The organism is Pseudomonas sp. FG6, assembly GCF_057809015.1.
Genome location: NZ_JBMDJD010000037.1, coordinates 45,608 through 53,418 on the forward strand (window position 1 = coordinate 45,608; position 7,811 = coordinate 53,418).

The window sequence follows — 7,811 nt, forward strand, 5'->3', positions numbered from 1 at the left end:
GATGAACACTCTGAGCACGTTGGCCCCCGAGCACTTCAAGCGACCTGGCAGCACCCCGACCGTGATGATCGTCGGCGCCGGCCCTATTGGCCTGTCCCTGGCAATCATGCTGAAAAAATGGGGCGTTTCGTTCCGCATCATTGAAAAGAACGCCGGCCCCTCCACCGCGACCAAGGCGATGGCTATCCACTCCCGCACCCTGGAAATCTTCCGGGACCTGGGCGTGGCCGAGCAGGCCGTCAGCGACGGTTTCAGCATCAACCAGTTTTCCGTGCAGTCGAACGCCAAGCGGGTGCTGAACTACAACTTCTCCTACCTGGACGCCACCTATCCTCAACTGCTGAGCCTGCCACAGCCGCAGACGGAGAAGATCCTGCTGGAGCGACTGAACGAACTGGGGATCGAAGTCGAGTGGAATACCGAGCTGGTCGACATCGAGAACCAGCCGGGCTCTGTGCGCATGACGCTGCACCACGCCGAGGGTGACGACGAGTCGTTCACCAGCCGTTGGGTCGTGGCCTGCGACGGTGCCCGCAGCAACATTCGCAAACGCCTGGACATGTCTTTCGAAGGTTCGTCCTACGACCGTTTCTTCATGCTCGCCGACGCCGATATCCAATGGTCCGGAAGCAAGGACGAAGGCGCCTTCTTCCTCGGCGCGCAGGACGGCTACGTGGCTGTGGCACCGATCAGCGCCCAATCGCGTTACCGGCTGTTCATCGAGATGCCGTACAACCTGCCGCCGGAAGGCGAACGTCCGTCCCTGAGCCTGGAGAACTTTCAGCGCTTGTGCGAAGGCCGTGGGCAGAAGATGACGTTATCGAACATCTCGTCGACCACCATTGCCTCGTTCCAACACCGCCGCGTGCAATCGCTGCAGCAAGGCTCGGTATTCCTGGTGGGTGACTCGGCGCATATCGGCAGCCCGATCGGTGGCCAATGGATGAACCTGGGCGTTTCCGAGGCCTACAACCTGGCGTGGAAAATGGCCTATGTCGACCAGGGGCTGGCGGATCCCTCGCTGCTGGAGAGCTACAACGACGAACGCTATCCCGTGGCGCTGGAGGTTGAAAACACCGCCCACCGACTGACCAGCCTGATTACCCTCCGGCACCCTGCCCTGGTCTGGCTGCGCGACAATGTCCTGCCGCTGTTGAGCAACCGCAAGAAAGCCCAGCGCAAGCTGCCGTCGATGATTTCCGGGCACCAGTATCACTACGCCAAGAGTGATTACATCCAGGAATCGCTGACTAAAAAGCAACGCAAGAACTGGGACAAGAAAGGCAAGAAACCCGAGTTCCAGTCCCCGGTACCGCGTGCCGGCCAACTGGCACCCGACGTTGAACTGTGGCAGCAGCAAGGCCTGCCGCCCAAGCGCTTGATCGACTTGTTCCACGGGACATTCACGCTGCTGATCTTCAGCGCGGCCGATCAATTCTCGCCGTTGCTGCCAGGCTATTACTCGCTGGCCGAATCGGTGGCAAAAGACTATCCGGGCATCAAGGCTTATTGCGTGGTCGATGCCCTGAGCAGCGCCGGGCTGCCTGGCCCGACGCTGTTGGACCCTGACTGGCGCCTGCACAAGCGCTATCACGCCAAGGAAGGCACCCTGATGCTGATTCGTCCGGACGGCTACATCGCGTTCCAGGGCGCCGACGCAATCACACTCGTTACTTATCTGAACGTAAGGTCCGGGCTGCTCAAGGGAGCCAGAAAAACAACATCTTGCGAGATCGACGCAGTGGAACTCCAACTTCAAGTCTGACCATGGCTACTGCCAGTTTGAATCAATGACTCATACAAGGCCCCTCATGGGGCCAGGACTTTGATCTTTCTTGATGCCAGGAAGGATCGACTTTGGTTAGGAGAACCACCATGCGCTTGCAACTGAACGATGTCGTCCAGGAATTCATCACGTCCAATGGAAAAATAGCCCACAGCTATTTCTCCCTTTCGGAAAAAATCATCGACTCCCTGTGCGAATCCAATGTCGCCAAGGAAGCGATCCTGCTGCGTTTGCTGGAGCAGGCCGAAACCGTCACAGCCCATTACTTCAATGCCCACCAGCAAGTCCTCGAGGGCGTCTACGCCCATGGGCTCGAGGCCGCCAACCAGAGCGTAGTCGCACTGGAACCGGTACCGTCGAAAGCGACAATAGTCGCACCGGCCACCGCTTCCGAGGCCGTCACTGCACCAGCACCGGCGCCAACGCTGAGCTACGGGCAATGGTTGCGTGCCGAAATCAGCACGGTCACCGGCTTCAAGCAGGAGCAGATCGACTTCGACCAGACGTTCGAAAGCATGGGCATCGACTCCCTCGGCCTGGTGGATATTTTCGAATCCCTGGCCCAACACTTCCCGGAAAAGAAAGCGCTCACCTCGCAGCTGTTCGACGCGCCGACCCCAACCGTCCTGCTTGCACGCCTTGAAGCCGATCCACAGGCACCGGCGGTGGATGTCCAGGCCTGGGTACTGGAGCAAATGGCGACCATCACCGGCTTTACCGTCGAGCACATCAACGTCGAGCAAAGCTACGAAAGCCTGGGCTTGGATTCGTTGGTGCAGCTGGACTTCCTGGAGGCGGTGGTGGCCCTGTGGCCGCAGCTCAAGGCGCAAAGCTCGGAGCTGGCCAACGCCAAGACCCCGCAGGCAACGATTGCCTTGATCAACGCCGCACTGGCCGCCCCTGTGCCATGTGCCGCCCCCGGTGAAACGCCTGCCCCGACGGCCACCGAGGTGCAGGTGCAGGAAAGCAACCCGCTGCTCGATGCACTCACCCCCCTGATCGCCGACGCGCCACAGTCGATCGACGTGCAAACGCCTTTCGCCCAACTGGGGCTCAACGGCTTTGCCCGCGAAGCCCTCTGCCAGTCCATGGCGCAACAGTGCGCGGCCAGCGAGTTTGCCGGCGAAGCGCTGATGTCCCGTCGCACGCCCCAGGACGCCTTGTCGCTGCTGGCACGGCTGAGCTAAGCCCGGCGGCAAGAAAAGGAATGGAATCCGGGCGATCGAACAGATCACCCAGCATTTTGCGATCAGGAGACAGGGTATGAGTGGTACAACATTGGCGGGCGATTTCTGCTTCAGCGCGATGGCGGGCGAGTTTCCAGGCGCGCCGTCGACGGATGCGCTGTGGCAGTTGCTCTCCCAGGGGCAGATCGCTCCGATCGAATCGATGCCGACCCGCTGGGAGTTGGAGAAGAGTTCGATTTATTCGGCCAAGGCCGGCGAAAAGGATCGCGTCTACCTGGACAGTGCTTTCTGCCTGAGCGATGACCCGTCGACCCCTTCGCGCCATGAAGGACGGCAGGTCGCCATTGGCAAGAAGGTGCTCAAGACACTCTTCACCCAATTGGCCGGCCTGGGCTCGCCACTGGCCACCCAGCGCACCGCCCTGGTGGTCGCGACGTCCTGGAGTGACGAAAGCTATTTCGTCACCGGCATGGCCGGACGAGAGCAGGCTCCCATCGGCTTTACCCCGGGTGAGCAAGTGGCGGAACTGGCCTCGGCGTTTGCCTTGGGCGGCCCGGCGCTGTCGGTGGACACCGCGTGCAGTTCGTTCCCTTATGCCCTGGACATGGCCCAAGCGCTGGTCAACAGCGGGCAGGCCGATAACGCCATCGTCATGGCGCTCAACACCGTGCTGCCACCGGCCTTGTTCCTGGGGTTCTCGCAGCTGACGGCGTTTTCCGCTCGTGCGCAGATGGAAGCGTTCGGCCAGGACGCCGACGGTATCGTGCCGGGCGAATGCGCGGTGGCCTTTTTGGTCGAGCCGCTCGCCCAGGCCCTGACCGCGCAGCGTCAACCGCTGGGCGTGCTGCGGGCCTTGGGGCTTTCCGCCGATGGCGCCGAGGGCTCGGTGTTCGCCCCTGGCAAACAGGCCCAGTACTCGGCCTATCAACGCGCCTATGCCGGCCTTGACCCCAAGCACGTGGACTACATCGAGACCCACGGCACCGGTACGCCGCTGGGCGACGCCACCGAACTGGCATCGCTGGACAGTTTCTTCGCCCCTCATCGGGCAGACGGCGAGAAGGTCATGATCGGTTCGATCAAATCCGTCATCGGCCACCCCCTCGCGGCCGCCGGCGGCGCATCGCTGGCCAAGGCCTTGATGATCCTGCAGCACAAGGGTGTCCCGCCCCAGCCTGGTTACCGTCCCAGCAGCAAAGTCGACGAGACCTGCCTGCGCCTGGCCACCGAACAGGTGCAGCCGCTGGCCGAGCGCGAGTCGGCGATCCGGATCGGCATCTCCAGCTTCGGTTTTGGTGGCGCCAACGCGCACCTGGTGGTGGATGAGTACATTGCCGACGACCAGCCCGTCCCTGCCGCTGCCAAGCCTTCAGCAACCCCTGGCGTGCTGCGACTGGACCTGGCCGTTGTCGAAGCAGAAGCGGCGATGGGCGGCCACCGTTCGCTGCAATCGTTCAAGCAGCAACTCGAACAACCGGCGGCGTCCGGCGTTGTCTTCCCCTATGGCCGCTTCGTCGATTACGCCGCCACGCCGGCACGACCGCTGGTGGGGAAATTCCTCGCGCAGGATCACGTCATCGACATCGACGGGTTCGGCATGGGGCCCAAGCCCTTGGCCCACGTCGATCCGTTCAAGCTGCTGATCACCGACCGTGTGAACCATTTGCTGCGACGCCTGCCCGGCGTGGCTGGTTCGTCCGGCACCGCGATGGTCATGTGCTGCAACATGGGCGGCGAGCGTTTCAGCAACGCCTACAGCAGCGCCCATCAGTTCTATTCCCGGGCCCAAGGCCTGGCACCGGGCGTCGAAGTGACGGACGTGGCCACCATGTTGCCGAACATGTTGTCCGGCTACCCGACGCAGATCTTTGACTTCAAGGGTTTCCACCAGACCCTGGTGGGCACCGCCGGCCTGTTCTGGCAAACCTTGCTCGCCTCGCCGCAATGGTTCAACGAAGGCATCGACACGCTGTTGCTCGGTGCCGGGCGTTTCCTCAGTGGTGAAATCGAAGTCGAGCGCGCCCAACGTTCCCCCACCGTGCAAGGCGAAGGCCTGGGCCTGGTTGCGCTGCGGCCGTACCGCCCCGCTGCCGCCGACAAGCCGTTGCTGGTGATCCGCGCAGCGGTCTTCGCCCATGCCGCCAACTCCCTGCAAGACGCTTGCCAGCTGCTGGACCAGCAGCCGGGCCTACACGACGTCATCGTCTGCGAGCTGCAACCCGAAGCCCAGCCTGCCAGCGGATCCTTGCGCGAGAAGACCGGTTTCCTGGCCGAAGCCAGTGGCATCGAAACCTTGCTGGCTGTGATGCTGCAAGGCGCGACCCACTCCGTGATCGAAGTGCGCGACGGCGGCAAGCCGGTGATGTGGCTGTCCACCGAAAAGCTGCGCCAATGGAGCGCGGCGGCAGATGAAAGCACCGCACCCATCAAGCATCCCTTTGTGTTGCGCTTTGCCCATTCGGCATCCCACGAACTGCAACCTGTCATCACGCCAGAGCGGCCTGTGAACGTCGTGCGCGAGCCGCAACACGACGGCGTCGATGTGATGCAACTCAGCGACATGCTGACCAGCACCCTGCTCTCCGGGCTACGGGTCAGGGTGCGCGCCATGGAGGGGCTGTTCGCCTTGCACCGTGGCGCCCAAGCCCAGCGCCCGGCGCCCTGGCAGCGGCGCGCGGAAAACACCGTGATCAGCAACCCCCAGCGCAACGGCCACGCCCTGCATGCCCGCCTGGTGGTCGACGAAGCGCACCCCTACTTCTTCGATCACCCGCTGGACCACGTCCCGGGCATCCTGTTGCTCGAAGGCGTCCTGCAATTGATCGAACTGGCCATGCCGACCCTGGGCGGACGGGTTGCCTACGCCAAGTCCCTGACCATCAAGTTCCAGCAGTACGTGCAAAAGGAAGGTGCGATCGACCTGCATGTCGAGCAAGGCCAGGACCCGCAGGTGTTCAATGCGAAGGTCATGCAAGGTGGGAAGCTGATGTGCACCTGCATCATCGGGATGGCCTACAGCTGCGCGTTCGAGACCTCGCCAGCCGGCGAATTCACCGCCACCCCGTGCCGCGACAAGGCCCTGCTGCACAAGGCCAGGGCGCAGAACGTCATCGTCAGCGACATGAGCAGCGTCGCCCAGGGCTTGAGCGTGGACACGGTGCAGGTGCCGCCGGACCACATCTTCCAGGAAGGTGACCCTGCGCACTATTCAATGGTGTATTTCCTTGAAGTGGCCCGCCAGTGCTACATGCAGATCGCCCATAGCCATCTGCGGATTCCACTCAAGACACCGATGAACCTGCTGTCCCTGAGCTTCACGCTGGATCGGCCGATTCCGCGGAACAGCCCGTTGTCCTTGGCACCGCAGGCCGGTTTTGATGCGCAGCTGCAAGCGTTCAAAACCAACCGCATCTACATCGACCTGTTCAACCGGGGCGAAAAAATGGGCCAGGCCAGCATTACCGCCCAGGTGCTGAGCCAATCCGCGCCCGCTGCCTGAGGCATCAAATGGACCTCCCTTTTCGCCATGACCGTGCCCCCAACTCTCAAGGTGTCGCCGTGAACGATGTCAAAGTGCAAGTAATCGTCAAATCAGCGCCTTCCGAAATATGGAAGATCTGGAGCAACTTCGCAGAAGCGCCGCTATGGGACACCGACGTTCGCCATTGTGAACTCAATGGCCCGTTCGAGCCGGGTACCCGAGGCAAGTGCACCCTGCGAAATGGCTTGAACATGCCTTTGAAGCTGGAAGCGGTGCACCTGCACGAAAGCTATCGAAACACGGCTCGGCTGCTCTGGATCGATCTCGAATTCGATCACCAGATGCGCCGGCTTTCCCCGCATGAAACCCAAGTGATCCATAGCGCCAAGATCTCCGGACCCTTGAGTTTCATCTACCGTGGGCTGCTGCGCAAAGCGCTGACCGCGGCAATGACAACAGCACTGGACAACCTGTGCACCCTGGCGGAACAACGAACGAATGCGCTCGCCAACTCAGGGCTGGAAAAACCCGAGGCGCATTTGCACCTTGTGTGAACCCTCCCGGGAGCGGGCCGTTCAATAGCCCCTCTCGGAAACACTGCTTACTCACTGATAAAGGGACACTTCGGAACGAGCATGAATCTACAACACAATACTCAGTACCTGGTTATGAGCCTCATTGGCATGGGCTTGTTCGCCCCTGCCTCCAGCTTCGCCGACACGCTCGGCCCTTACGTCAGCGTCCTGGGGGGGGTGAACTGGGTCGCTGATCAGGACCTCAGCCAGAACGACCTCGACTTTGTCGAGATGCAGTACAACCAACCCACGGACTCCGGCTACGCCACCGCGCTGGCCATGGGCTGGCAGTTCCAGTCGGGATTGCGGCCGGAGCTGGAGGTCAGCTATCGCAAGAACACCCTGACCCAGTTCAATCACCGGGTCTACGAAGGCGGCGGCAGCATCGACGGTGAAGGCAAGGAGGAAGCCAGTAGCGTCATGGCCAACCTTTGGTACAACGTCCTGGACCTGCCGGCCCCGTTGAACCACGTTACGCCTTACGTGGGCGGTGGCCTGGGCTACGCAGTCCTGACGATCAGCGGCCTGGAAGCGGGCGGTGTGCAGTTCGGCGGCACCCATCGCGACACCGTCGAGGCCTATCAACTGGGTGCTGGGGTTGGCTACGAACTCACCGAGCACTGGTCCATGTCCGTGGATTATCGCTACTTCAAGACGCGCGAAGCGCACTTTGGCGACATCCCCAACCTGCCCCAGGGCGACGTGAGCACGCAATACAATGCTCAGTCGTTGATGTTGGGCCTGCGTTACTGGCTGTAATGAACACGGCGGTTGCCTTGCCC

Annotated in this window: 5 protein-coding genes; all 5 read left to right on the plus strand. The window is 61.9% G+C overall.

Translation table 11 applies throughout. From position 1 onward, the window contains the following. The first annotated feature begins 1 nt into the window (after nt 1). Nucleotides 2-1,765, plus strand: coding sequence for an FAD-dependent monooxygenase (locus tag ACODSJ_RS20835; RefSeq protein ID WP_489103531.1), 1,764 nt, complete (start codon nt 2-4; stop codon nt 1,763-1,765). 110 nt (nt 1,766-1,875) lie between these two features. Continuing rightward, on the plus strand, nt 1,876-2,973 hold the full coding sequence (locus ACODSJ_RS20840) for an acyl carrier protein (protein WP_489103532.1): 1,098 nt from the start codon (nt 1,876-1,878) through the stop codon (nt 2,971-2,973). Nucleotides 2,974-3,049: 76 nt separating this feature from the next. Continuing rightward, nucleotides 3,050-6,472: a beta-ketoacyl synthase N-terminal-like domain-containing protein gene (locus ACODSJ_RS20845; protein WP_489103533.1), complete on the plus strand. Its 3,423-nt coding sequence runs from the start codon at nt 3,050-3,052 to the stop codon at nt 6,470-6,472. Nucleotides 6,473-6,480: 8 nt separating this feature from the next. Next, nucleotides 6,481-7,008: an SRPBCC family protein gene (locus ACODSJ_RS20850; RefSeq protein ID WP_489103534.1), complete on the plus strand. Its 528-nt coding sequence runs from the start codon at nt 6,481-6,483 to the stop codon at nt 7,006-7,008. 81 nt (nt 7,009-7,089) lie between these two features. Continuing rightward, nucleotides 7,090-7,788 carry an outer membrane protein gene (locus ACODSJ_RS20855; protein WP_489103535.1) on the plus strand — a complete coding sequence of 233 codons (699 nt, stop codon included), beginning with the start codon at nt 7,090-7,092 and terminating at the stop codon, nt 7,786-7,788. Nucleotides 7,789-7,811: the final 23 nt, after the last annotated feature.

Coding starts and splice junctions, on each gene's coding strand:
- ACODSJ_RS20835 (WP_489103531.1), top strand. CDS start 2: ATGAACACTCTGAGCACGTTGGCCCCCGAGCACTTCAAGCGACCTGGC.
- ACODSJ_RS20840 (WP_489103532.1), top strand. CDS start 1,876: ATGCGCTTGCAACTGAACGATGTCGTCCAGGAATTCATCACGTCCAAT.
- ACODSJ_RS20845 (WP_489103533.1), top strand. CDS start 3,050: ATGAGTGGTACAACATTGGCGGGCGATTTCTGCTTCAGCGCGATGGCG.
- ACODSJ_RS20850 (WP_489103534.1), top strand. CDS start 6,481: ATGGACCTCCCTTTTCGCCATGACCGTGCCCCCAACTCTCAAGGTGTC.
- ACODSJ_RS20855 (WP_489103535.1), top strand. CDS start 7,090: ATGAATCTACAACACAATACTCAGTACCTGGTTATGAGCCTCATTGGC.